Source organism: Escherichia sp. TC-EC600-tetX4, from assembly GCF_019356055.1.
In the GTDB taxonomy this organism is placed as follows: Bacteria; Pseudomonadota; Gammaproteobacteria; order Enterobacterales; family Enterobacteriaceae.
Genome location: NZ_CP079924.1, coordinates 1,154,500 through 1,178,463 on the forward strand (window position 1 = coordinate 1,154,500; position 23,964 = coordinate 1,178,463).

The 23,964-nt window shown below is 51.6% G+C and carries 19 protein-coding genes, 1 tRNA gene and 3 rRNA genes; 14 read left to right on the forward strand and 9 right to left on the reverse strand.

Going from position 1 to position 23,964, the window contains the following annotated elements; genetic code table 11:
• Positions 1–111: 111 nt before the first annotated feature.
• The 5 genes from KXD89_RS05580 (at position 112) to kgtP (ending at position 6,821) form a co-directional block, all read left to right on the forward strand.
• Positions 112–1,653: ribosomal RNA gene (locus KXD89_RS05580) — 16S ribosomal RNA — on the forward strand.
• A gap of 171 nt (positions 1,654–1,824) precedes the next feature.
• Positions 1,825–1,900, forward strand: a tRNA-Glu gene (locus tag KXD89_RS05585).
• A 184-nt stretch (positions 1,901–2,084) separates the two neighbouring features.
• Positions 2,085–4,988 (forward strand): 23S ribosomal RNA (locus KXD89_RS05590).
• Between the two features lie 94 nt (positions 4,989–5,082).
• Positions 5,083–5,198: ribosomal RNA gene (rrf, locus tag KXD89_RS05595) — 5S ribosomal RNA — on the forward strand.
• Together the 16S, 23S and 5S rRNA genes with 1 tRNA gene alongside form the textbook arrangement of a ribosomal RNA operon.
• A gap of 324 nt (positions 5,199–5,522) precedes the next feature.
• Complete coding sequence (kgtP, locus tag KXD89_RS05600) at positions 5,523–6,821, forward strand: alpha-ketoglutarate permease (RefSeq protein WP_000841103.1); 1,299 nt, start codon at positions 5,523–5,525, stop codon at positions 6,819–6,821.
• Here kgtP and KXD89_RS05605 read toward each other — a convergent pair.
• The 5 genes from KXD89_RS05605 to trxC form a co-directional block, all read right to left on the reverse strand.
• A complete protein-coding gene (locus tag KXD89_RS05605; RefSeq protein WP_001300818.1) occupies positions 6,818–7,141 on the reverse strand; it encodes a YfiM family lipoprotein in 324 nt (107 codons plus the stop codon). The two genes, kgtP and KXD89_RS05605, sit on opposite strands and share 4 nt — an antisense overlap.
• 45 nt (positions 7,142–7,186) lie before the next feature.
• Positions 7,187–8,542, reverse strand: coding sequence for a CDP-diacylglycerol--serine O-phosphatidyltransferase (gene pssA, locus KXD89_RS05610; RefSeq protein WP_000949265.1), 1,356 nt, complete (start codon positions 8,540–8,542; stop codon positions 7,187–7,189).
• 113 nt (positions 8,543–8,655) lie between these two features.
• Complete coding sequence (gene pat / locus KXD89_RS05620) at positions 8,656–11,316, reverse strand: protein lysine acetyltransferase (protein WP_000083005.1); 2,661 nt, start codon at positions 11,314–11,316, stop codon at positions 8,656–8,658.
• A 31-nt stretch (positions 11,317–11,347) separates the two neighbouring features.
• The gene (gene tapT, locus KXD89_RS05625; protein WP_001300438.1) at positions 11,348–12,046 is read right to left on the reverse strand and encodes a tRNA-uridine aminocarboxypropyltransferase; all 699 of its coding nucleotides are present in this window, start codon (positions 12,044–12,046) and stop codon (positions 11,348–11,350) included.
• A 68-nt stretch (positions 12,047–12,114) separates the two neighbouring features.
• The gene (gene trxC, locus KXD89_RS05630; RefSeq protein ID WP_001098726.1) at positions 12,115–12,534 is read right to left on the reverse strand and encodes a thioredoxin TrxC; all 420 of its coding nucleotides are present in this window, start codon (positions 12,532–12,534) and stop codon (positions 12,115–12,117) included.
• Between the two features lie 206 nt (positions 12,535–12,740).
• On the opposite strand from trxC, the gene KXD89_RS05635 reads away from it, so the two are divergent.
• Complete coding sequence (locus tag KXD89_RS05635) at positions 12,741–13,778, forward strand: tRNA/rRNA methyltransferase (protein WP_000997403.1); 1,038 nt, start codon at positions 12,741–12,743, stop codon at positions 13,776–13,778.
• Positions 13,779–13,825: 47 nt separating this feature from the next.
• Here KXD89_RS05635 and ung read toward each other — a convergent pair whose 3' ends face one another.
• A complete protein-coding gene (gene ung, locus KXD89_RS05640) occupies positions 13,826–14,515 on the reverse strand; it encodes a uracil-DNA glycosylase (RefSeq protein WP_001262716.1) in 690 nt (229 codons plus the stop codon).
• 304 nt (positions 14,516–14,819) lie between these two features.
• Between ung and grcA the strand changes: the two genes are divergently transcribed.
• Positions 14,820–15,203 carry an autonomous glycyl radical cofactor GrcA gene (gene grcA / locus KXD89_RS05645; RefSeq protein ID WP_000627807.1) on the forward strand — a complete coding sequence of 128 codons (384 nt, stop codon included), beginning with the start codon at positions 14,820–14,822 and terminating at the stop codon, positions 15,201–15,203.
• Between the two features lie 55 nt (positions 15,204–15,258).
• On the opposite strand, the gene eamB is transcribed toward grcA, so the two are convergent.
• Entirely contained in the window at positions 15,259–15,846 is a 588-nt protein-coding gene (eamB, locus tag KXD89_RS05650; protein ID WP_000189207.1) for a cysteine/O-acetylserine transporter, read from the reverse strand.
• Positions 15,847–15,948: 102 nt separating this feature from the next.
• Here eamB and KXD89_RS05655 point away from each other — a divergent pair, with 102 nt between their 5' ends.
• On the forward strand, positions 15,949–16,830 hold the full coding sequence (locus KXD89_RS05655) for a LysR family transcriptional regulator (RefSeq protein ID WP_001300638.1): 882 nt from the start codon (positions 15,949–15,951) through the stop codon (positions 16,828–16,830).
• Between the two features lie 208 nt (positions 16,831–17,038).
• Here KXD89_RS05655 and srmB read toward each other — a convergent pair whose 3' ends face one another.
• The gene (srmB, locus tag KXD89_RS05660; protein ID WP_000219203.1) at positions 17,039–18,373 is read right to left on the reverse strand and encodes an ATP-dependent RNA helicase SrmB; all 1,335 of its coding nucleotides are present in this window, start codon (positions 18,371–18,373) and stop codon (positions 17,039–17,041) included.
• 131 nt (positions 18,374–18,504) lie between these two features.
• Between srmB and trmN the strand changes: the two genes are divergently transcribed.
• The gene (gene trmN / locus KXD89_RS05665; protein ID WP_001295363.1) at positions 18,505–19,242 is read left to right on the forward strand and encodes a tRNA(1)(Val) (adenine(37)-N(6))-methyltransferase TrmN; all 738 of its coding nucleotides are present in this window, start codon (positions 18,505–18,507) and stop codon (positions 19,240–19,242) included.
• Here trmN and nadB read toward each other — a convergent pair.
• Positions 19,227–20,849, reverse strand: a complete 1,623-nt coding sequence (nadB, locus tag KXD89_RS05670) for an L-aspartate oxidase (protein ID WP_001094491.1) — start codon at positions 20,847–20,849, stop codon at positions 19,227–19,229. The two genes, trmN and nadB, sit on opposite strands and share 16 nt — an antisense overlap.
• Positions 20,850–21,104: 255 nt before the next feature.
• Between nadB and rseD the strand changes: the two genes are divergently transcribed.
• The 5 genes from rseD to rseC are packed head-to-tail and all read left to right on the forward strand — an operon-like array spanning position 21,105 to position 23,947.
• Positions 21,105–21,260, forward strand: a complete 156-nt coding sequence (gene rseD / locus KXD89_RS05675; RefSeq protein ID WP_001303621.1) for a rpoE leader peptide RseD — start codon at positions 21,105–21,107, stop codon at positions 21,258–21,260.
• Positions 21,257–21,832 carry an RNA polymerase sigma factor RpoE gene (gene rpoE / locus KXD89_RS05680; protein WP_072647337.1) on the forward strand — a complete coding sequence of 192 codons (576 nt, stop codon included), beginning with the start codon at positions 21,257–21,259 and terminating at the stop codon, positions 21,830–21,832. The genes rseD and rpoE overlap by 4 nt, the downstream gene beginning before the upstream one ends.
• A 32-nt stretch (positions 21,833–21,864) precedes the next feature.
• Positions 21,865–22,515 (forward strand): anti-sigma-E factor RseA, encoded by a 651-nt coding sequence (gene rseA / locus KXD89_RS05685; protein WP_001168459.1) that lies wholly within the window; start codon positions 21,865–21,867, stop codon positions 22,513–22,515.
• On the forward strand, positions 22,515–23,471 hold the full coding sequence (rseB, locus tag KXD89_RS05690; protein ID WP_000812053.1) for a sigma-E factor regulatory protein RseB: 957 nt from the start codon (positions 22,515–22,517) through the stop codon (positions 23,469–23,471). The genes rseA and rseB overlap by 1 nt, the downstream gene beginning before the upstream one ends.
• Entirely contained in the window at positions 23,468–23,947 is a 480-nt protein-coding gene (gene rseC, locus KXD89_RS05695; protein WP_000589068.1) for a SoxR-reducing system protein RseC, read from the forward strand. Before rseB ends, rseC begins: the two co-directional genes overlap by 4 nt.
• The last annotated feature ends 17 nt before the right edge of the window (positions 23,948–23,964 follow it).

Consider the following 23,964-nt stretch of genomic DNA (forward strand, 5'->3'; position numbering starts at 1 on the left):
GGCACTCGAAGATACGGATTCTTAACGTCGCAAGACGAAAAATGAATACCAAGTCTCAAGAGTGAACACGTAATTCATTACGAAGTTTAATTCTTTGAGCATCAAACTTTTAAATTGAAGAGTTTGATCATGGCTCAGATTGAACGCTGGCGGCAGGCCTAACACATGCAAGTCGAACGGTAACAGGAAGCAGCTTGCTGCTTCGCTGACGAGTGGCGGACGGGTGAGTAATGTCTGGGAAGCTGCCTGATGGAGGGGGATAACTACTGGAAACGGTAGCTAATACCGCATAATGTCGCAAGACCAAAGAGGGGGACCTTCGGGCCTCTTGCCATCGGATGTGCCCAGATGGGATTAGCTTGTTGGTGGGGTAACGGCTCACCAAGGCGACGATCCCTAGCTGGTCTGAGAGGATGACCAGCCACACTGGAACTGAGACACGGTCCAGACTCCTACGGGAGGCAGCAGTGGGGAATATTGCACAATGGGCGCAAGCCTGATGCAGCCATGCCGCGTGTATGAAGAAGGCCTTCGGGTTGTAAAGTACTTTCAGCGGGGAGGAAGGGAGTAAAGTTAATACCTTTGCTCATTGACGTTACCCGCAGAAGAAGCACCGGCTAACTCCGTGCCAGCAGCCGCGGTAATACGGAGGGTGCAAGCGTTAATCGGAATTACTGGGCGTAAAGCGCACGCAGGCGGTTTGTTAAGTCAGATGTGAAATCCCCGGGCTCAACCTGGGAACTGCATCTGATACTGGCAAGCTTGAGTCTCGTAGAGGGGGGTAGAATTCCAGGTGTAGCGGTGAAATGCGTAGAGATCTGGAGGAATACCGGTGGCGAAGGCGGCCCCCTGGACGAAGACTGACGCTCAGGTGCGAAAGCGTGGGGAGCAAACAGGATTAGATACCCTGGTAGTCCACGCCGTAAACGATGTCGACTTGGAGGTTGTGCCCTTGAGGCGTGGCTTCCGGAGCTAACGCGTTAAGTCGACCGCCTGGGGAGTACGGCCGCAAGGTTAAAACTCAAATGAATTGACGGGGGCCCGCACAAGCGGTGGAGCATGTGGTTTAATTCGATGCAACGCGAAGAACCTTACCTGGTCTTGACATCCACGGAAGTTTTCAGAGATGAGAATGTGCCTTCGGGAACCGTGAGACAGGTGCTGCATGGCTGTCGTCAGCTCGTGTTGTGAAATGTTGGGTTAAGTCCCGCAACGAGCGCAACCCTTATCCTTTGTTGCCAGCGGTCCGGCCGGGAACTCAAAGGAGACTGCCAGTGATAAACTGGAGGAAGGTGGGGATGACGTCAAGTCATCATGGCCCTTACGACCAGGGCTACACACGTGCTACAATGGCGCATACAAAGAGAAGCGACCTCGCGAGAGCAAGCGGACCTCATAAAGTGCGTCGTAGTCCGGATTGGAGTCTGCAACTCGACTCCATGAAGTCGGAATCGCTAGTAATCGTGGATCAGAATGCCACGGTGAATACGTTCCCGGGCCTTGTACACACCGCCCGTCACACCATGGGAGTGGGTTGCAAAAGAAGTAGGTAGCTTAACCTTCGGGAGGGCGCTTACCACTTTGTGATTCATGACTGGGGTGAAGTCGTAACAAGGTAACCGTAGGGGAACCTGCGGTTGGATCACCTCCTTACCTTAAAGAAGCGTACTTTGCAGTGCTCACACAGATTGTCTGATGAAAAGTGAATAGCAAGGCGTTTACGCGTTGGGAGTGAGGCTGAAGAGAATAAGGCCGTTCGCTTTCTATTAATGAAAGCTCACCCTACACGAAAATATCACGCAACGCGTGATAAGCAATTTTCGTGTCCCCTTCGTCTAGAGGCCCAGGACACCGCCCTTTCACGGCGGTAACAGGGGTTCGAATCCCCTAGGGGACGCCACTTGCTGGTTTGTGAGTGAAAGTCGCCGACCTCAATATCTCAAAACAGACTGTTAAGTCTTGTTTGATATATTTGCTCTTTAAAAATCTGGATCAAGCTGAAAATTGAAACACTGAACAATGAAAGTTGTTCGTGAGTCTCTCAAATTTTCGCAACTCTGAAGTGAAACATCTTCGGGTTGTGAGGTTAAGCGACTAAGCGTACACGGTGGATGCCCTGGCAGTCAGAGGCGATGAAGGACGTGCTAATCTGCGATAAGCGTCGGTAAGGTGATATGAACCGTTATAACCGGCGATTTCCGAATGGGGAAACCCAGTGTGTTTCGACACACTATCATTAACTGAATCCATAGGTTAATGAGGCGAACCGGGGGAACTGAAACATCTAAGTACCCCGAGGAAAAGAAATCAACCGAGATTCCCCCAGTAGCGGCGAGCGAACGGGGAGCAGCCCAGAGCCTGAATCAGTGTGTGTGTTAGTGGAAGCGTCTGGAAAGGCGCGCGATACAGGGTGACAGCCCCGTACACAAAAATGCACATGCTGTGAGCTCGATGAGTAGGGCGGGACACGTGGTATCCTGTCTGAATATGGGGGGACCATCCTCCAAGGCTAAATACTCCTGACTGACCGATAGTGAACCAGTACCGTGAGGGAAAGGCGAAAAGAACCCCGGCGAGGGGAGTGAAAAAGAACCTGAAACCGTGTACGTACAAGCAGTGGGAGCACGCTTAGGCGTGTGACTGCGTACCTTTTGTATAATGGGTCAGCGACTTATATTCTGTAGCAAGGTTAACCGAATAGGGGAGCCGAAGGGAAACCGAGTCTTAACTGGGCGTTAAGTTGCAGGGTATAGACCCGAAACCCGGTGATCTAGCCATGGGCAGGTTGAAGGTTGGGTAACACTAACTGGAGGACCGAACCGACTAATGTTGAAAAATTAGCGGATGACTTGTGGCTGGGGGTGAAAGGCCAATCAAACCGGGAGATAGCTGGTTCTCCCCGAAAGCTATTTAGGTAGCGCCTCGTGAATTCATCTCCGGGGGTAGAGCACTGTTTCGGCAAGGGGGTCATCCCGACTTACCAACCCGATGCAAACTGCGAATACCGGAGAATGTTATCACGGGAGACACACGGCGGGTGCTAACGTCCGTCGTGAAGAGGGAAACAACCCAGACCGCCAGCTAAGGTCCCAAAGTCATGGTTAAGTGGGAAACGATGTGGGAAGGCCCAGACAGCCAGGATGTTGGCTTAGAAGCAGCCATCATTTAAAGAAAGCGTAATAGCTCACTGGTCGAGTCGGCCTGCGCGGAAGATGTAACGGGGCTAAACCATGCACCGAAGCTGCGGCAGCGACGCTTATGCGTTGTTGGGTAGGGGAGCGTTCTGTAAGCCTGCGAAGGTGTGCTGTGAGGCATGCTGGAGGTATCAGAAGTGCGAATGCTGACATAAGTAACGATAAAGCGGGTGAAAAGCCCGCTCGCCGGAAGACCAAGGGTTCCTGTCCAACGTTAATCGGGGCAGGGTGAGTCGACCCCTAAGGCGAGGCCGAAAGGCGTAGTCGATGGGAAACAGGTTAATATTCCTGTACTTGGTGTTACTGCGAAGGGGGGACGGAGAAGGCTATGTTGGCCGGGCGACGGTTGTCCCGGTTTAAGCGTGTAGGCTGGTTTTCCAGGCAAATCCGGAAAATCAAGGCTGAGGCGTGATGACGAGGCACTACGGTGCTGAAGCAACAAATGCCCTGCTTCCAGGAAAAGCCTCTAAGCATCAGGTAACATCAAATCGTACCCCAAACCGACACAGGTGGTCAGGTAGAGAATACCAAGGCGCTTGAGAGAACTCGGGTGAAGGAACTAGGCAAAATGGTGCCGTAACTTCGGGAGAAGGCACGCTGATATGTAGGTGAGGTCCCTCGCGGATGGAGCTGAAATCAGTCGAAGATACCAGCTGGCTGCAACTGTTTATTAAAAACACAGCACTGTGCAAACACGAAAGTGGACGTATACGGTGTGACGCCTGCCCGGTGCCGGAAGGTTAATTGATGGGGTTAGCGCAAGCGAAGCTCTTGATCGAAGCCCCGGTAAACGGCGGCCGTAACTATAACGGTCCTAAGGTAGCGAAATTCCTTGTCGGGTAAGTTCCGACCTGCACGAATGGCGTAATGATGGCCAGGCTGTCTCCACCCGAGACTCAGTGAAATTGAACTCGCTGTGAAGATGCAGTGTACCCGCGGCAAGACGGAAAGACCCCGTGAACCTTTACTATAGCTTGACACTGAACATTGAGCCTTGATGTGTAGGATAGGTGGGAGGCTTTGAAGTGTGGACGCCAGTCTGCATGGAGCCGACCTTGAAATACCACCCTTTAATGTTTGATGTTCTAACGTTGACCCGTAATCCGGGTTGCGGACAGTGTCTGGTGGGTAGTTTGACTGGGGCGGTCTCCTCCTAAAGAGTAACGGAGGAGCACGAAGGTTGGCTAATCCTGGTCGGACATCAGGAGGTTAGTGCAATGGCATAAGCCAGCTTGACTGCGAGCGTGACGGCGCGAGCAGGTGCGAAAGCAGGTCATAGTGATCCGGTGGTTCTGAATGGAAGGGCCATCGCTCAACGGATAAAAGGTACTCCGGGGATAACAGGCTGATACCGCCCAAGAGTTCATATCGACGGCGGTGTTTGGCACCTCGATGTCGGCTCATCACATCCTGGGGCTGAAGTAGGTCCCAAGGGTATGGCTGTTCGCCATTTAAAGTGGTACGCGAGCTGGGTTTAGAACGTCGTGAGACAGTTCGGTCCCTATCTGCCGTGGGCGCTGGAGAACTGAGGGGGGCTGCTCCTAGTACGAGAGGACCGGAGTGGACGCATCACTGGTGTTCGGGTTGTCATGCCAATGGCACTGCCCGGTAGCTAAATGCGGAAGAGATAAGTGCTGAAAGCATCTAAGCACGAAACTTGCCCCGAGATGAGTTCTCCCTGACCCTTTAAGGGTCCTGAAGGAACGTTGAAGACGACGACGTTGATAGGCCGGGTGTGTAAGCGCAGCGATGCGTTGAGCTAACCGGTACTAATGAACCGTGAGGCTTAACCTTACAACGCCGAAGCTGTTTTGGCGGATGAGAGAAGATTTTCAGCCTGATACAGATTAAATCAGAACGCAGAAGCGGTCTGATAAAACAGAATTTGCCTGGCGGCCGTAGCGCGGTGGTCCCACCTGACCCCATGCCGAACTCAGAAGTGAAACGCCGTAGCGCCGATGGTAGTGTGGGGTCTCCCCATGCGAGAGTAGGGAACTGCCAGGCATCAAATTATGCGAAAGGCCATCCTGACGGATGGCCTTTTTGCATTGGCGCAGAAAAAAATGCCTGATGCGACGCTGCGCGTCTTATACTCCCACATATGCCAGATTCAGCAACGGATACGGCTTCCCCAACTTGCCCACTTCCATACGTGTCCTCCTTACCAGAAATTTATCCTTAAGCTCCTCAATAACCATTTTCCTGCTAACTAAATTCATGGTTAAGGTTGCATAATGATATGCAACAAATGTATAATATTTCCTTTACAAAAAAAATAAACAAAAGCGACCGACAAAAGCATCGGATTACGGCAGGAGACATAATGGCATGGCTGAAAGTACTGTAACGGCAGACAGCAAACTGACAAGTAGTGATACTCGTCGCCGCATTTGGGCGATTGTGGGGGCCTCTTCAGGTAATCTGGTCGAGTGGTTCGATTTCTATGTCTACTCGTTCTGTTCACTCTACTTTGCCCACATCTTCTTCCCTTCCGGGAACACGACGACTCAACTACTACAAACAGCAGGTGTTTTTGCTGCGGGATTCCTGATGCGCCCAATAGGCGGTTGGCTATTTGGCCGCATAGCCGATAAACATGGTCGCAAAAAATCGATGCTGTTATCGGTGTGTATGATGTGTTTCGGATCGCTGGTTATCGCCTGCCTCCCAGGTTATGAAACTATAGGTACGTGGGCTCCGGCATTATTGCTTCTCGCTCGTTTATTTCAGGGATTATCTGTTGGCGGAGAATATGGCACCAGCGCCACCTATATGAGTGAAGTTGCCGTTGAAGGGCGCAAAGGTTTTTACGCATCATTTCAGTATGTGACGTTGATCGGCGGACAACTGCTAGCCCTACTGGTTGTCGTGGTTTTACAACACACCATGGAAGACGCTGCACTCAGAGAGTGGGGATGGCGTATTCCTTTCGCGTTAGGAGCTGTGTTAGCTGTTGTGGCGTTGTGGTTACGTCGTCAGTTAGATGAAACTTCGCAACAAGAAACGCGCGCTTTAAAAGAAGCTGGATCTCTGAAAGGATTATGGCGCAATCGCCGTGCATTCATCATGGTTCTCGGTTTTACCGCTGCGGGCTCCCTTTGTTTCTATACCTTCACTACTTATATGCAGAAGTATCTGGTAAATACTGCGGGAATGCATGCCAACGTGGCGAGTGGCATTATGACTGCCGCATTGTTTGTATTCATGCTTATTCAACCACTCATTGGCGCGCTGTCGGATAAGATTGGTCGCCGTACCTCAATGTTATGTTTCGGTTCGCTGGCAGCCATTTTTACCGTTCCTATTCTCTCAGCATTGCAAAACGTTTCCTCGCCTTATGCCGCTTTTGGTCTGGTGATGTGTGCCCTGCTGATAGTGAGTTTTTATACATCAATCAGTGGAATACTGAAGGCTGAGATGTTCCCGGCACAGGTTCGCGCATTAGGCGTTGGTCTGTCATATGCGGTCGCTAATGCTATATTTGGTGGTTCGGCGGAGTACGTAGCGTTGTCGCTGAAATCAATAGGAATGGAAACAGCCTTCTTCTGGTATGTGACCTTGATGGCCGTGGTGGCGTTTCTGGTTTCTTTGATGCTACATCGCAAAGGGAAGGGGATGCGTCTTTAGTGACGGGTCAGTTGCCAGACGGTATAGCCGGTGCTTGCACCGGCGACATCCCAGGCCAAATCCTTCCAGCTCCAGCCGCTCCCTTCGGGGCGGCTATCCCAAAGCTCTTTTGACGCCCCCAAACTGACAGAGAACATCAATCCAAACATGGCACTGCGATCCCGGCTCATCCCCTGATGCTGTGAATATTCATTTCCGGCGGCGGAAAGCATCGCCGAGGCGATAAAGTGTTGAGCTTTATCCTGCCCGCTCCAGCTATCGTTAGCCATATGGCTGCATCCAGAAAGTAACAATAGCGAACAGACAAAAAGAATACGCAAAACGTGGCCTCCAAAAAACAAACCCCGTACAGGACGGGGTTGTGATTACAGGATGCGGCTAATTAATCGGTCGATGCGGATACGGCGCAAACGGCGGATGAGTTTACGAACCTTCACCGGATAATCGGCAATACTTTGCAGATCGCGATAGTGCTTAACGATGGTGGTATGCTCGCGGATCAGCTCCAGTTCTTTCTCTCGCTGTGGCGCCAGCTCAAGTTGCGGATCGTGGATCAAAATGGCGTTTTCCAGATCCAGACGCCAGGCGCGCGGGTTCAGGTTATTACCGGTGATCAACATCCACTTATCATCAACCCACATCCCTTTCAGGTGATAGGTGTTGTCGTCATCTTTCCATAACCGAACCACTAGCTGGTCAGTATTGACGTAATACTGCAAACGGCTCAGGAAACGACGCAGATTGATCTCATAGAGATAAGGCAATGCGCCAATTATCTTGAAAGGTTCATCTTCCGGAATGTAGAAGTCATTCGCGGTTTTATCACCAACAATAATTTCGACCTTTTTCCCTTCGCGCAGCAACTGGATAATATTGCGCACAAGGATTGCTGGCAGGTTGAAGTATGGCGTACAGATGGTTAGTTTCTGCTCGGCACAAGGCATAAGATGGAAAATGGTCTTGTTCAACAGACTCGATTTCCCCAGCCCCACTAGCGGCGTTACAGAAAGCTGATCGTTGTCGGCATCGCCCTGGAAATGATAAGCGGCATCACGCAGCTCCTGGCGGAACAGACGAATATCGTTCTTGATTTCCGGGCTTTTTGGCCGATTAACATCATCCAGACGATTAACGCCGCGGCCATTCATAATATTCTGTGTAACCCATTCAAACATAATGTCTGACATCTTACGGTTACGGATCAGATGATAACGGTCGTAGCGATATTTATCGTGCTGATGCAGGTAAACATCGTTCAGGCTGGCACCGCTATAAAGTACGCTATCGTCGATGATAAAGCCTTTAAAGTGCAGAACACCAAGGGCTTCACGAGTATTGATTGGAACGCCATAAACCGGAACATCTACGCCCGGATTTTCCTGCGCCATGCGGCAGTACCAGTCAGCGTTAGTGTTAGATGCCGCAGCGCCAATGCGTCCACGTTGTGCACGATGCCAGTCGACCAGCACCCGCACATCCAGTTCCGGACGCTGCCTTTTAGCCTCATACAACGCGTTCAGAATGCCTTTGCCACCGTCATCCTGTTCGAGATACAGGGCGACAATGCAAATGCGCTGCTTCGCGCTGGCTATTTTTTCCAGCAGCGTCTCCCGGAAGTCGGCGGGAGCGTAAAAGAAATCGACATCATCAACTGATTGAGAAATCTTGGGTAGTTGGGCAAGGTGTTGTTGATGTTTATTACGCTTAAATTTTGACAACATCACAGTGCATTTCTTCTCTGTTCATTGAAGGGTCCTCTGTGCAATGCAGACGACATAAGCGGGCAATAATAACACCAGTCCCGATTAAGTGGTCAACATTTCCAGTACCTTACTCATGATTCCTCGCGCTGGGCAAGATTTAGCGTAAGCCCAACGATCCCCTCTTCGAGCTGGATATCAACGTTAAACCCGAGCTTGCGGGCTAGCGCCACCATGCCACGATTGTTTGGCATCGTAATACCATTCAGACGTTGTAGTCCGTGATCTCGCGTATAGGTAATCAACTTTTCCATTAAGCGTCGACCTAAGCCTAACCCTTTGAGATCCGAGCGAACCAGTACAGCAAATTCGGCATCGATGTTATCAGGATCGGAAATCGCACGCGTGACGCCGAGGATCTCTTCCGTTTGATCAATACGTCGTACCGCTACAAACGCCATTTCCCGATCGTAGTCGATCTGTGTCATGTTGGCTAAATCTTCATGGGTAAATTCGTTGATCTCGCTAAAGTAGCGGTAATAAAGATCTTCTTTGGTGACTCGCGAAATGAATTGCTGAAGTTGTGGCTCATCTTCTGGCAAAATCGGGCGGAACAAGCAGCGTTCACCGTTTTTCAATTCTACCCATTCTTCCAGCTGATGCGGATAAGGGCGCACTGCCAGCCGACTCTCGTTATCGCCTTCAAACGGCGAGATATCCAGCGTGACATCCAGCGCGGTAAATTCACTGCCAGAAGCCAGCAAAGGATGAATATCCAGACGCTGAATTTCCGGGCAATCGACAATCAAGTTGGAAACCTGCACCAGAAGCTGGCTCAAGCCTGCAACATCCAATGGGCGTAGCGCACTGCGCGCACGAATCTTTTTACTTTTGATCCCCTGAATAACCAGATAGCGGGCCAGGTTCATGTTCAGCGGCGGCAGTGCGACGACGGCTTGATCTTCAGGACGCCACTCCACACCGCCTTCACCCAGCATGATCAACGGCCCGAAAACCGGATCGTGCTCAACCACAACCCGCAACTCCTGAGCGCCAGCACGGTTAGCCATACTTTGCACCAACAGGCCGTGGACCCGCGCCTGTGGCCAGGCCATTTTTACGCGATCGAAAATAGCGTTCGCCGCTTGCTGGACTTCATTGGCTGTACGCAGGTAAAGCATGACGCCCTGAACTTCCGATTTATGTGGAATATCCGGCGAACGCAATTTCAGCGCCACCGGATAACCAATCTGTTCGGCAATATGCACCGCTTCGGTGCTATCGCTGGCAATCCAGGTAGGGAGCGTGTTCATGCCATACGCTTGCAGGATGGGCTGAACTTCATGGGTATCGAGCGACGTAGCCCCTTCGGCAATCGCCTGTTGCAACAGAAGATGCGCTTCTGCGGTATTGGAAGTCAGATTGCTGGGCAACGCCGGCGTTTCGCGTAGTTGCTTCTGATTACGCCGGTACTCCACCATATGCATAAAAGCAGTGATGGTTCCTTCCGGGGTACGGTAGGTCGGCAGCCCGGCTTCGCTGAATAAACGTCGTGCCTCTTGCGAGGAGTGCTCGCCGCACCAGTTCGTCAGCAAAGAGACATATTTGCTGCGGGGATGATGCTTTACCGCTTCAATTAATACTTGCGCGCTTTCTGTTGCGGGAGCAGCGGCGCTGGGCGAATGAATAACCATCAGCGCGTCAAAATCCTGGCTGTGGAGCAGAATATCCAGCGTTTTAATATAGTGCTCACTGCTGGCGTCATCGCGTAGATCGAGCGGGTTAGATATTGCCACATGTTCTGGCAGTGCATCGCGCAGTTTCTGGCAGGTTTCTTCGCTTAGCGTTGCCAGCTTGCCATTGCGTGACCATAAGGCATCCAGCGCCAGCGCGGCAGGCGCAGCACCGTTGCTGATAATCATCAGCCGGTCGCCACGTAGCGGGCGCATATGGCTAAGGGTTTCCACCGCCGAAAACAGCTCGTGGGTGTCCTGTACCCGCAACAAACCGGCACGCTGAATAGCCGCATCCCATGCCGGGTCCATTCCTGCCGTCGTGTTGAGCAGTCGCTGTGCCGCCGGGCTACGTCCGCTTTTAATCACCAGAATCGGTTTATTACGCGAGGCACTACGGGCCGCCGAAACAAAGCGTCGCGCGTCGCTTAACTGTTCGAGATAGAGCAGGATGGCGCTGGTTTTACTGTCGCGTGCCAGATAGTCAAGCAATTCATCAACGTCGATATCCAGGCTGTCGCCGAGCGCAATAAAGTAGGAAAAGCCCATCTTACGCTGTTGCGCCCAGTCGAGGATGGTGTTGGAGACGGCAGCCGATTGCGAAATAAACGCCAGCTTGCCGCGTTTAATCGGCACAGGCGAAAAGCTGGCATTCAGACCTTGCCAGGGAGCCAGTAAACCCAGACTGTTTGGTCCAAGCAGGCGCATGTTATGGCGCAGGGCGCAGGCGCGGAGATCTTCGTGTTGCGATGCCGGGGCGGAAAGAATAATGCAGGTTTTACAGCCTTTCTCGCCGAGCTCTTCCAGAAGAGCAAGATTACGGCTGGCATTGGTACATAAAACCGCAAGGTCGGGTGTAAAGGGCAAGCTGGCAATATCCGGCCAGGCCAACACACCCAACACCGCTTTCCAGGCTGGCGTCACCGGGAGTACCGGTCCGTTAAAGCCTCCCGCCAGCAGGTTACGCATCATCAGGTAACCTGCGCGATTGGGTTTCATCGACGCGCCAATTACCGCTATCGATTTTGGTCGCAGTAGTGCTTCCAGTCCTCGCTGACTCATACCGGTCTCCCGCAGAAGTGACCGAATGATTTTAAACGCTTTCTAACTGTTCTGCTGTGATGCTACCCAGATGTTGCGTTTTTCCTGCCAGATAGCGTGTTTTAAAGCGGGTAAAATGCTCGCCTAACCCTGCCGCCGCCCCGGTATCGCCGGCCATATCTAACAGTGCGATGGCTACCTCGGCAGTACAATATTGGCCTTCAGCCTGGGCTTCACGCAGGCGATAGGCAGAAAGCCGGGAAAGATCGACGGAAATGACGGGAAGATTATCCAGATACGGACTTTTACGAAACATCTTGCGAGCTTCCGGCCAGGTACCATCGAGCATGATAAACAGCGGTGGCTTACCGGCAGGTGGTGTGAAGATCACTTCCCGTTGCTCATCAGCATACGAAGCGGGAAAGACCACCATTGGCTGATAGTCCGGGTTTTGCACCAACTCCAGCAAATCCTGCGAGGGTTCGGTACGCGACCATTGAAACGCAACGGTATCAGGCAAAATATCAGCAATGAGACGCCCGGTATTACTGGGCTTCATTGGCTCGGTGTCGAACATCAGCAAACAGAAGCGACTTTTTGCTTGTGCTGGGGTAATTGTCGAACAGAGACATAATTTCTCTGGCAAAAGACAGCGTTGGCAGCGACGAACGCGATTACCGCGGGCAAGAAAAGGACGTGTTGCGCGCGCAATACGCTCGGCGCGTAACTGGAGAACAGCGTTTTCGGTCATAAGAGAGCGTCGAAAAAACGCCATTGTCGCAGAGGAGAAAACGGGGCACAAGATGCGCCCCGGTAAGATTAAAGAGATTCGTTCAGCCAGCTATCGAACGGCGCTTTCGGTACTGCGCCATTAAGCATGTCGACAACCTGACCGTTTTTGAAAATCATGATCGTCGGTATACTACGAATTCCAAAGCGACTGCTCAATTCACGTTCAGCTTCGGTATTCACTTTCACAAAGCGCACTTTACCGCTACGCTCTTGCGCGACATCTTCAAAAATTGGTGCGAAATTACGGCAGGGGCCGCACCACGGTGCCCAGAAGTCGATCACCACAGGTAGATCATCCTTCAGCAATTTGTCGAGTGTTTCACCGGTCGCATTAATCACCTCTCCGTCAAACAAGTCGTGACCGCAGCGTCCGCATTTTGCCGCATCTTCGATCCGATCGTCGGGAATGCGATTGATGGCCTGACAATGGGTACAAACGGTATTCATAACTAACCTCGGGATGAGTAAGGAGACTTATCGGCAACGACGCCGGTATGTTTCTAATATGTTACATATTATCGGGGACATTGTTCCAGACAACAATCTGTTTTATTCAATAGGTATGATAGTCGCAGGCTTTGGTACGAAATCATGGCGAACCGCGCGGACTTCGGGTAATCTGCGCGCTTCGCGCAGCGCTGGTGGAGAAAAGCATGAACGATGAAATGAAAGGTAAAAGCGGCAAGGTCAAAGTGATGTATGTCCGCAGTGATGATGATTCTGATAAACGTACCCACAACCCGCGTACCGGGAAAGGGGGCGGGCGTCCAGGAAAATCTCGTGCTGACGGTGGCCGTCGCCCCGCCCGCGATGACAAACAGAGTCAGCCCCGTGACCGCAAGTGGGAAGATTCGCCGTGGCGCACGGTTTCCCGCGCGCCGGGTGATGAGACGCCGGAAAAGGCCGATCACGGTGGCATCAGTGGTAAAAGTTTTATTGATCCGGAAGTGTTGCGTCGTCAGCGTGCGGAAGAAACCCGCGTCTACGGCGAAAATGCATGTCAGGCACTTTTCCAGAGCCGTCCGGAAGCGATTGTTCGCGCCTGGTTTATCCAGAGTGTAACGCCGCGTTTTAAAGAAGCTTTGCGCTGGATGGCAGCAAACCGCAAAGCGTACCATGTGGTGGATGAAGCGGAATTGACAAAAGCGTCAGGCACGGAACATCACGGCGGCGTTTGCTTCTTGATCAAAAAGCGTAACGGTACAACCGTGCAGCAGTGGGTAAGCCAGGCAGGCGCGCAGGATTGCGTTCTGGCACTGGAAAACGAATCTAACCCGCATAACCTGGGTGGCATGATGCGCAGCTGCGCGCACTTCGGCGTGAAAGGTGTCGTGGTGCAGGATGCGGCACTGCTGGAGTCGGGGGCGGCTATCCGTACCGCAGAAGGCGGCGCAGAGCACGTTCAGCCGATTACTGGCGACAACATTGTTAACGTGCTGGATGATTTCCGTCAGGCAGGTTACACCGTAGTGACCACTTCCAGCGAGCAGGGTAAACCGCTGTTCAAAACTAGTCTGCCAGCGAAAATGGTACTGGTGCTGGGTCAGGAATATGAAGGGTTACCGGATGCCGCACGCGATCCGAACGATCTGCGCGTGAAGATTGACGGTACGGGCAACGTTGCCGGGCTGAATATCTCTGTCGCAACCGGCGTTTTGCTTGGTGAATGGTGGCGTCAGAATAAAGCCTGATAAATCAGCCGGGTGGCAACTCTGCCATCCGGCATTTCCCCGCAAATTTACTCACTCTCTGCCGGTAATACTGGCATCCAGTCAATCGGCGTCTCGCCACGTTGTTCCAGCCACTGATTTGCCAGCACAAAATGGTTGCAGCCAAAGAATCCACGATGCGCCGAAAGCGGCGACGGATGCGGTGCTTTCAGTACATGATGGCGTTGCTTATCTATAATCGCCCCTTTCTTTTGCGCATGCGATCCCCACAACAAAAACACCACGCCTTCGCGATGCTGGTTAATCAGGCTGATCACTTTATCGGTGAAGGTTTCCCAGCCGAGGCTGGCGTGGGAATGCGCCTGACCTGCGCGTACCGTCAACACAGTATTGAGTAGCAGAACGCCCTGACGCGCCCAGCTTTCAAGATAACCATGATTAGGGCGGGTGAAGCCCGGAATAGTATTTTCCAGCTCTTTATACATATTCAATAATGACGGAGGAATGGCAATGCCGGGACGAACGGAAAATGCCAGACCATGCGCCTGTCCCGGTCCGTGATAAGGATCCTGGCCGAGAATCACCACTTTAACGTCACCCAACTCTGTAAAGCGGAACGCGTTAAAGACATCTTTTTGTGGTGGGTAGATAGTGACGCCGGACTGCCGCTCGCTGGCGACGGTCTGAAGGGTATTAAGAAAATAGGGTTGCTGCTTCTCTTCAGCCAGCACGTCATGCCAGGTTAATTCGTTAGCCATCTCGCTCTCCTGCGAATCTTCAATCCGCCTAGCTTAACTGCTTCTTTCTACAGAACAAAATCATGCTCATTTTTTAGACTTAAACGAGTGCAAAAAAATGTAAATTGGTAAAATTTCACACCCGCATAAGTTGATGTAAAACAATAAAATCCATTTGCGACCATACTTGATGTGTGGTTTTTATTGATTTAAATCAAAGATTCAAGGGTGTTTGAGGAGTATATATACACTCAAGCAACAATGGTTTTACCAATTGGCCGCGACAGGCTGAACAAATCAAATAATTTTGCCGGGGAGGCATCACATGATTACAGGTATCCAGATTACTAAAGCCGCTAACGACGATCTGCTGAACTCTTTCTGGCTGCTGGACAGCGAAAAAGGCGAAGCGCGTTGCATCGTTGCAAAAGCAGGTTATGCAGAAGATGAAGTGGTTGCAGTAAGCAAACTGGGTGACATTGAATACCGTGAAGTTCCAGTAGAAGTGAAACCAGAAGTTCGCGTTGAAGGTGGTCAACACCTGAACGTTAACGTTCTGCGTCGCGAAACTCTGGAAGATGCAGTTAAGCATCCGGAAAAATATCCGCAGCTGACCATCCGTGTATCCGGTTATGCAGTTCGCTTTAACTCTCTGACTCCGGAACAGCAGCGCGACGTTATCGCTCGTACCTTTACTGAAAGCCTGTAAGGCTTAAGTAGCAAGTTACTAAGCGGAAGAGGGCGACCTCTTTCGCTTTTTTTCGTTAATAGAAAATGCGTACCGCGCAATAGACCAGCAACAGGGCAAGCACGATATTTAACTGGCGACCATACTGGCGAAACAATCGCTGAAACAGATGCCCCGCCAGCGCCCAGCACACATTGCCAAACGTCCCAATCATCGCCAGCAAAACGCTGACGCCAACTACCCAGCTTAACGCCTGTGTTTGCGGCAGAACAAACGTCGACAGTGCCGTAACACCGTACAAAATGATTTTGACGTTCACAAACTGCAAAGCAAAGCTGGCCCAAAAGCTGATTGGTTTTGCCTGAAGTCCGTCTTCCTTTGTTGGGCTGGTGGCGATTTTCCACGCCAGCCAGACAATATATGCCGCCCCCGCCCAACTCAAAAGGTGTACCGCTGCCGGGTCAATCACTGCCAGTGAAAATGAAATGCCCGCACACAGTAACATCACAATCAAAAATCCCAGACTCATCCCTGCCAGCACGCGGGTACTTTGACGAAATCCATGCGACGTAGCAGAGCTAAGGGCGAGAATATTGTTCGGTCCTGGCGTCATAGCGGTAATCAGGGTGTAAGTCCAAAAAGCACTTAAAAGGGTCGGTGTCACTTGTTATCTCCTCTGTTTTGGTAGACAGTACCCGACACGGAACATTTAAAAAAATGAATGTTTTTATATTCTAGATTCGATATTTTCGATAGGTTTGGGGTTATGGATCTGCGCCGTTTTATTACGCTTAAAACCGTGGTGGAAGAGGGTTCCTTTTTGCGAGCTTCGCAAAAATTGTGCTGTACACAATCGACGGTGACTTTTCATATTCAGCAGCTTGAGCAGGAGTTTTCAGTCCAGTTATTTGAGAAAATTGGCCGACGGATGTGCCTTACCCGCGAAGGAAAAAAGTTGCTGCCGCACATTTATGAACTTACCCGAGTGATGGATACGCTTCGTGAGGCTGCCAAAAAGGAGTCAGATCCGGACGGGGAACTACGCGTTGTTTCGGGCGAAACGTTGCTCTCTTACCGAATGCCGCAGGTGTTGCAGCGTTTTCGGCAACGCGCCCCAAAAGTGCGTTTATCGTTGCAGTCGCTGAACTGTTACGTGATCCGTGATGCGCTACTGAATGATGAGGCCGATGTTGGCGTCTTTTATCGTGTAGGGAATGATGATGCTCTGAATCGACGAGAGTTGGGTGAACAATCACTGGTGCTGGTGGCTTCACCGCAAATTGCAGATGTCGATTTTACTGAGCCGGGAAGACATAACGCCTGTAGCTTTATTATCAACGAACCGCAATGTGTCTTCCGGCAGATATTTGAGAGCACGCTGCGTCAGCGGCGGATCACGGTGGAAAACACCATTGAGCTTATAAGTATCGAAAGCATCAAGCGTTGTGTCGCGGCGAATATCGGGGTCAGCTACCTACCGCGCTTTGCGGTGGCAAAAGAGTTGGAGTGCGGAGAATTAATTGAATTGCCTTTTGGCGAACAGTCGCAGACCATTACGGCCATGTGCGCACATCATGCTGGAAAAGCGGTTAGCCCGGCGATGCACACTTTTATTCAGTGTGTTGAAGAGAGTTTTGTGGCTGGATAAAAATAATGTCGGGATTAAACCCGGCATTTAACTTGTCGACAAAGTGCGCTTTATTCATGCCGGATGCGGCGTGAACGCCTTATCCGGCCTACAAGATCGTGCAAATTCAATATATTGCATGAGCCACGTAGGCCTGATAAGCGTAGCGCATCAGGCAGTTTTGCGTTTGCCAGCACTTTTAATACCAGGCTTAAACCTGGCATTGAGATTACTCTTCTGTCGTTTGCGGTGGCACGCCCGTTCCGCTTGGTTTACGGCGCTTACCAATATTTTTGGTGTCGCGATGGCGTTTTTTCACCCGCGGCTTCTCTTTCTCTTTAGCTTTTTTCTTCTCAGCACGTTTAGCCAGTACTTTCTTCGATGGCTTGCCGGTCTGCTTTTCGCTTGGCGCACGCGTTTTCGGGCGTAACTCATCAATAACGCGAGCTTTAATTGGCTCTTCAATATAGCGGCCTACTTTACCCAGCAGCAGATGGTCATGGGCTTCCACCAGCGAAATTGCGGTGCCTTTACGACCGGCGCGCGCGGTACGTCCGATACGGTGCAAATAAGTATCGCCACTGCGCGGCATATCGAAGTTAAAGACGTGGCTGACGTCAGGAATGTCGATACCGCGCGCGGCAACATCGGTTGCGACCAGTACGTTTACGCGACCTTCGGTCAAACGCTTGATCGCTTCGTTACGCTTGCCCTGTACCATCTCACCTTCGAGATAGCAGTTGTTGATGCCCGCTTCGCGCAGCCAGTTTGCCAGCTCATGCACACGCTCACGCTTACGCACAAACACAATTGAGCGGGTCGCTTCCGGCTGTTTTAACAGATGCACCAGCAACGCGGTTTTATGCTCAAGATCATCGGCGCGGTAATACCACTGATGAATTTTTTTGCGCTCACGGGTGGAGGGATTGGCAGAAACTTCCACCGGATCTTCCAGCAGACGCTCGGCAAAGTCCTGAATCGCATCGCCTTCCAGCGTTGCCGAAAAGAGCAGGGTCTGTTTACGCCAGCGCGTTTCGCCAGCAATATGTTCGATATCCTGAGCGAAGCCCATATCCAGCATACGGTCTGCTTCGTCGAGGATCAGCGTTTCAACCGCGCGGCAATCGAAGTTCTCTTCTTTTATGTATTGCAGCAGACGTCCGGTCGTGGCGACCACGATGTCCTGATTTTCGCTGAACACTTCCGCGTGGTTCATATAGGCTACGCCGCCGGTGATGGTGGCGATATCCAGATGCGTATGTTTCGCCAGTTCGCGGGCATGATCGGACACCTGCATCGCCAGCTCGCGAGTTGGGGTGAGGATCAAAATACGCGGCGGACCGGATTTCTTACGCGGGAAATCGAGCAGGTGCTGCAACGCTGGCAGCAGATACGCCGCCGTTTTACCGGTGCCTGTCGGCGCAGAACCGAGTACATCACGGCCATCGAGCGCAGGCGGAATGGCGGCAGCCTGAATGGCGGTCGGGCGAGTGAAACCTTTATCCTGGAGGGCTTCCAGCAGGCTTTCGTCGAGTTCAAGTTCGGAAAAAGTCGTTACAGTCATGTTCTACCTCTGTGTGGGGCGCTGATTATAGACGTTACGGCTGCAATCTTCATCTGTTTGTATGGATATCGCTTCTCGGGTATTGTTCTCACCCGGTGCTATCGCCGTTTTTCCTGCAAGGTTTTATTTTCATGTCACAGTCTACATCCGTGCTTCGTCGTAATGGATTTACTTTTAAACAGTTTTTTGTTGCTCACGATCGCTGTGCGATGAAAGTGGGAACGGATGGTATTTTATTGGGCGCATGGGCACCGGTGGCTGGGGTAAAACGTTGCCTTGATATCGGCGCGGGTAGCGGGTTGCTGGCATTAATGCTGGCGCAGCGAACCGATGACAGCGTGATGATTGATGCAGTTGAACTGGAAAGTGAAGCTGCCGCGCAGGCGCAGGAAAATATCAACCAGTCCCCGTGGGCAGAGCGGATTAACGTCCATACGGCGGATATTCAGCAGTGGATCACACAGCAGACAGTACGCTTCGATTTAATCATCAGTAACCCACCTTACTATCAGCAGGGAGTAGAGTGCTCGACACCTCAACGGGAACAGGCTCGCTATACCACTACGCTTGATCACCCATCGTTGCTGACCTGTGCGGCGGAGTGCATTACCGAAGAGGGATTTTTCTGCGTAGTGCTGCCAGAGCAGATTGGTAATGGTTTTACGGAGCTGGCATTAAGCATGGGCTGGCATTTACGTTTGCGGACGGATGTGGCGGAAAACGAAGCGCGACTGCCGCATCGGGTGCTGCTGGCATTCTCCCCGCAGGCGGGAGAATGCTTTAGCGATCGCTTAGTCATTCGTGGGCCAGACCAGAACTATTCCGAAGCGTATACGGCGCTGACCCAGGCTTTTTATCTGTTTATGTAATGATTGCCGGGGGAAAGGATCGACGGACCGGAATGGGTGAGCAGTTCCGGATAATCCAGCGTGAAATGCAACCCCCGACTCTCTTTACGCATCATTGCACAGCGAACAATCAACTCGGCAACCTGTACCAGATTACGCAGCTCCAGCAAATTATTTGAGACGCGGAAATGGGCGTAATATTCGTCTATTTCTTGTTGGAGCATGGTTATCCGCCGCAGGGCGCGTTCCAGGCGCTTCGTTGTGCGCACAATGCCAACGTAATCCCACATAAACAGACGTAGCTCGTGCCAGTTATGCTGAATTACTACCCGTTCGTCAGGGTTCTCAACGCGGCTTTCATCCCACGGCGGTAACGTACTGATGTCGTGGGCATAAGGCATACGTCTGGTGATATCTTCCGCCGCCGACCAGCCATAGACCAGACACTCCAGCAATGAATTCGAGGCCATGCGGTTAGCGCCGTGTAAGCCGGTATAACTCACCTCGCCAATGGCATACAAGCCCTCGACGTCCGTACGCCCATGATCATCAACCATTACACCACCGCAGGTATAATGTGCAGCAGGCACAATCGGTACCGGTTCTTGTGTGAGATCAATCCCCAGCCCGAGCAGCTTTTCATAAATCATCGGGAAATGCTGGCGAATAAAATCGGCGGGCTTATGGCTGATATCAAGGAACATACAATCTGCGCCGAGGCGTTTCATTTCATGGTCAATGGCGCGGGCGACAATATCGCGCGGGGCCAGTTCGCCGCGCTCATCAAAATCGGGCATAAAACGCGTACCATCCGGGCGCTTGAGATAAGCGCCTTCGCCGCGCAGTGCTTCTGTTAACAGGAAATTGCGTGCCTGTGGGTGATATAGCGCGGTAGGGTGGAACTGATTAAATTCGAGATTGGCAACCCGGCAGCCTGCGCGCCACGCCATAGCAATGCCATCGCCAGAAGAAATATCCGGATTGGTGGTGTACTGATAAACCTTCGACGCACCGCCGGTTGCCAGCACCACCGCTTTTGCGTGGCAGGTTTCCACCGTTTCTTTATTACGGTTCCATACCCACGCGCCAACAACCCGTCGCGTGCCCGGCAGGCCAATTTTGTCAGAAACAATCAGATCAACCGCGTTGCTGCGCTCCAGCACGCGAATATTCGGATGGTTCAGCGCCTTGCTCACCAGCGTGGTTTCTACTTCTCTACCGGTGGCGTCGGCGGCATGAAGAATACGACGGTGACTATGTCCACCTTCACGGGTCAGATGGTAACTTTCTTCGCCATTCGGTTGAATGTGGGTATCAAACAACACCCCCTGGTCGATTAGCCATTGCACACAGGATCGTGCATTGCTGGCGACAAATTCAACTGCATGGCGATCGCAAATACCAGCCCCGGCAATCAATGTGTCTTCCACATGCGAGTCAATGCTGTCAGTTTCATCAAACACGGCGGCAATACCGCCCTGGGCATAAAATGTTGAACCTTCCGTTACCGGGCCTTTACTTAGAACGATGACCTGATGCTGGTCAGCCAGGCGTAGCGCCAGTGAAAGTCCGGCTGCGCCGCTACCGATAATCAACACGTCACATGAATGTTCAGGGAGAGTATTCATTTTCTTTGTTTAATTTACTAAACATGGTTTGGTCAGCATAGCATCATGTTGTGCGGATAAACACCTGCTATTTTAATATTTGTTACAGTTGCTAAACACGCTGACGCAGGGCGGCGAGAAAAAGAGAAGTTACTGGCTGGTGGAGGATTAGGTGGTGAAATAAAAAGGCCGTTGGGTTACTCTTCAGGCAGTTAAATGGGCATTTCTACACAGATAATGCGATGTTCAGATTCTGTAGACTTATAATGATAGATAATGATCCGTCTACAGCATGACAAACAAAAACAGATGCGTTACGGAACTTTACAAAAACGAGACACTCTAACCCTTTGCTTGCTCAAATTGCAGCTAATGGAGTGGCGTTTCGATAGCGCGTGGAAATTTGGTTTGGGGAGACTTTACCTCGGATGAGCGAGCAGTTAACGGACCAGGTCCTGGTTGAACGGGTCCAGAAGGGAGATCAGAAAGCCTTTAACTTACTGGTAGTGCGCTATCAGCATAAAGTGGCGAGTCTGGTTTCCCGCTATGTGCCGTCGGGTGATGTTCCCGATGTGGTACAAGAAGCTTTTATTAAAGCCTATCGTGCGCTGGATTCGTTCCTGGGAGATAGCGCTTTTTATACATGGCTGTATCGGATTGCTGTAAATACAGCGAAAAATTACCTGGTTGCTCAGGGGCGTCGTCCACCTTCCAGTGATGTGGATGCCATTGAAGCTGAAAACTTCGAAAGTGGCGGCGCGTTGAAAGAAATTTCGAACCCTGAGAACTTAATGTTGTCAGAAGAACTGAGACAGATAGTTTTCCGAACTATTGAGTCCCTCCCGGAAGATTTACGCATGGCAATAACCTTGCGGGAGCTGGATGGCCTGAGCTATGAAGAGATAGCCGCTATCATGGATTGTCCGGTAGGTACGGTGCGTTCACGTATCTTCCGAGCGAGGGAAGCTATTGATAACAAAGTTCAACCGCTTATCAGGCGTTGACGATAGCGGGATACTGGATAAGGGTATTAGGCATGCAGAAAGAACAACTTTCCGCTTTAATGGATGGCGAAACGCTGGATAGTGAGCTGCTTAACGAACTGGCTCATAACCCAGAAATGCAGAAAACCTGGGAAAGCTATCACTTAATCCGTGACTCAATGCGGGGTGATACTCCCGAGGTGCTCCATTTCGATATCTCTTCACGCGTGATGGCCGCCATTGAAGAAGAGCCAGTACGTCAACCGGCGACATTGATCCCGGAAGCCCAGCCTGCGCCGCATCAATGGCAGAAAATGCCATTCTGGCAGAAAGTACGTCCGTGGGCGGCACAGCTTACCCAAATGGGCGTAGCCGCATGCGTATCGCTTGCAGTTATCGTTGGCGTCCAGCACTATAATGGACAATCTGAAACGTCCCAGCAGCCCGAAACGCCGGTATTTAATACACTGCCGATGATGGGTAAAGCCAGCCCGGTAAGCCTGGGAGTACCTTCTGAAGCGACCGCAAACAATGGTCAACAGCAGCAGGTACAGGAGCAGCGTCGTCGCATTAATGCAATGTTGCAGGATTACGAACTGCAACGCCGACTCCACTCTGAACAGCTTCAGTTTGAGCAGGCGCAAACCCAGCAAGCCGCTGTACAGGTGCCAGGAATTCAAACTTTAGGAACGCAATCGCAGTAATGAAGCAACTTTGGTTTGCCATGTCATTAGTGACAGGTAGCCTGTTATTCTCTGCTAACGCCTCGGCCACTCCCGCGTCCGGGGCGTTATTACAGCAGATGAACCTGGCCAGTCAGTCACTGAATTACGAGCTGTCATTCATCAGCATCAATAAACAGGGTGTTGAGTCTCTGCGTTATCGACATGCACGCCTCGATAACCGTCCTCTTGCACAATTGTTGCAAATGGATGGCCCGCGCCGGGAAGTGGTACAGCGCGGCAATGAAATCAGCTATTTTGAACCGGGACTTGAACCGTTCACGCTTAATGGCGATTACATTGTTGATTCTCTGCCATCGCTTATCTATACCGATTTCAAACGCCTTTCTCCTTACTACGACTTTATCTCCGTCGGGCGCACGCGTATTGCTGATCGTCTTTGCGAAGTCATTCGCGTGGTTGCCCGAGATGGTACACGCTACAGCTACATCGTGTGGATGGACACCGAATCGAAATTACCGATGCGGGTTGATCTCCTTGATCGCGATGGTGAAACGCTGGAACAATTTCGCGTGATTGCTTTTAACGTCAATCAGGATATCAGCAGCAGTATGCAGACGCTGGCGAAGGCAAATTTGCCGCCGTTGCTTTCTGTTCCTGTAGGTGAAAAAGCTAAATTCAGCTGGACGCCAACCTGGTTGCCACAGGGTTTTAGCGAAGTTTCCAGTAGTCGACGTCCGCTACCGACGATGGACAACATGCCTATCGAATCACGTCTCTATTCCGACGGATTATTCAGCTTCTCGGTAAACGTTAACCGCGCTACGCCATCGAGCACCGATCAGATGTTGCGCACCGGACGCAGAACCGTCAGTACAAGCGTACGTGATAACGCCGAAATCACCATTGTCGGTGAACTGCCGCCGCAAACGGCGAAACGCATTGCCGAGAATATTAAGTTCGGGGCAGCGCAATGATCAAAGAGTGGGCTACCGTCGTCTCCTGGCAAAACGGGCAGGCGCTGGTCAGTTGTGATGTTAAAGCTTCATGCAGCAGCTGCGCTTCACGCGCCGGTTGCGGTAGCCGCGTGTTAAATAAACTTGGCCCGCAAACCACGCATACCATTGTCGTACCCTGTGATGAGCCGTTAGTGCCGGGGCAAAAAGTGGAATTGGGGATCGCCGAAGGCAGCCTGCTTAGCTCCGCATTACTGGTTTATATGTCGCCGCTGGTGGGATTATTCCTTATCGCTTCGCTATTTCAGCTACTCTTTGCTTCTGACGTCGCAGCATTATGTGGTGCGATCCTCGGTGGTATTGGCGGGTTCCTGATTGCGCGCGGCTACTCGCGTAAGTTTGCTGCCCGGGCAGAATGGCAACCGATCATCTTAAGCGTGGCATTGCCGCCTGGCCTTGTGCGATTTGAAACATCTTCGGAAGACGCGAGCCAGTGATTTCACTGGCTTTGTTG